Origin of the sequence: Collinsella aerofaciens (assembly GCF_015557435.1) — a bacterium.
GTDB lineage: Bacteria > Actinomycetota > Coriobacteriia > Coriobacteriales > Coriobacteriaceae > Collinsella > Collinsella aerofaciens_Z.
This window is the reverse complement of record NZ_JADNOH010000023.1, coordinates 1-1,587: the sequence shown is the minus strand read 5'-3', so window position 1 is coordinate 1,587 and position 1,587 is coordinate 1. Positions and strand designations below refer to the sequence as shown.

The window sequence follows — 1,587 nt, the reverse complement described above, 5'->3', positions numbered from 1 at the left end:
AAAAGACGATATGAGAAAGCCATTGGGGCCGCCTCCCCCGCGGCGCAGCTTCTTTCCGCGGGCTCGGGGTGCCACAATGGGCTTTGAGTATCGGCCCGTGCGGTAGCCCTTACCGCACCTGCGGGGAGGAGGCTTCCCATGCCCCATGTTACCTCCATCGGCCTGGACGTCCACGCGCGATCGGTCGCCGCCGCGGCGTTCAACCCCTTCACCGGCGAGGTGGTGCACCGCAGCTTCGGGACGGACGCCGCCGAGATCGCGGAGTGGGCCCTCGGCTTCGAGGAGCCCAGGGCCTGCTACGAGAGCGGCCCCACCGGCTTCCACATGGCGCGCGAGCTGCGCGCGCTCGGCCTCGACTGCGCCGTGGCCGCCGTCTCCAGGATGCAGAGGCCGGCGGCGGACGCCCGGCGCAAGAACGACCGGCGCGACGCCGAGTTCATCGCCCGCATGCTCGCCACCCACAACATCGTCGAGGTCCCGCTGCCCGACGTGGCGGTCGAGGCCGCCCGGGACCTCGACCGCGCCCTCGACGACGCGACCCGCGAGCTCCGCCGCTCGAGGCAGCGCCTCAACATGTTCCTGATCAGGCTGGGCCACGTCTGGGACGAGCGCAACGCCGACGGGGCGAGGAAGAGGGCCTGGACGAGGGCCCACTGGAGGTGGGTCTCGGAGATCAGGCTCGAGGGGCCGCAGCGCGACGCGCTGGAGTACTACGTCACGGCCGCCCGCTGCGCGGAATCGGACAGGCGGCAGCTCGAGAGGAGGGTCGTCGCGCTGGCGGGCACCGACCGCTGGCGGGCGACGGTGGAGGCGCTGTCCTGCATCAAGGGGGTCGACACCCTGACGGCCTTCAGGCTCGCGGCGGAGGCCGGGTCCTTCAGCAGGTTCCGCTCGGCGCCGGCCTTCGCGAGCTGGTGCGGGCTGACCCCGTCGGAGCACTCGAGCGGCGAGTCCGAGCGGCGCGGCGGGATAACCAAGGCCGGCAACGCGCTCGCGCGCACGGCGCTCATAGAGTCCGCATGGCACTACTCCACGTGCTCCCCGAGGCCCAAGGCCCCAGCCCCCGGCACCGATGTGCCCCCGGCGATACGCTCGAGGGCGGACGACTGCACCGCCAGGCTCCACCGCCGCCGAGAGGCGCTGGCCGCGGCGGGCAAGAGCGCGTGCAAGGCCAACGCCGCCGTGGCGCGCGAGCTCGCCTGCTGGGTCTGGGAGATCGGGTGCAGGTCCGAGGGGACCGTCCTCTAGCGGCCGGCGACAACCGACTCCCGCCGGGAGGGCCCGCGCCTCGACGCATCGCCGGCGCGAGTTCACGACCTTTTTGATGGGCAGCCCCCGGGCCGCGCCCGACAAAAGACTGGATTCGTACGATAGCGCCGGACGGAGAATCGAAATGCGGTGGGGTGCGCGGACATACCGGGCTGACCGCCGGAAGCGCACCCGCAAGAGCCCGCGGATATTAGCTTGCCAGGCAAGCGTCGACTAAGCCATGCAGCGTGCGCGGGCTCTCCCGACGGGAAACGAAAAAGCCCGGTTTCAAACCGGGCTCGAACGAACATGCCTATTGACAATGGCTTTCTCATATTA

General features: G+C 70.7%; 1 protein-coding gene. It reads left to right on the top strand.

Annotated elements, in window-relative coordinates; all coding sequences use genetic code 11:
- The first annotated feature begins 138 nt into the window (after positions 1–138).
- Positions 139–1,248 carry an IS110 family transposase gene (locus I2G43_RS01900; protein ID WP_195534892.1) on the top strand — a complete coding sequence of 370 codons (1,110 nt, stop codon included), beginning with the start codon at positions 139–141 and terminating at the stop codon, positions 1,246–1,248.
- Positions 1,249–1,587 lie beyond the last annotated feature (339 nt).

What these genes read in the sequence shown, in the direction of transcription:
- I2G43_RS01900 (WP_195534892.1), top strand. Translation starts at nt 139, where the DNA reads ATGCCCCATGTTACCTCCATCGGCCTGGACGTCCACGCGCGATCGGTC.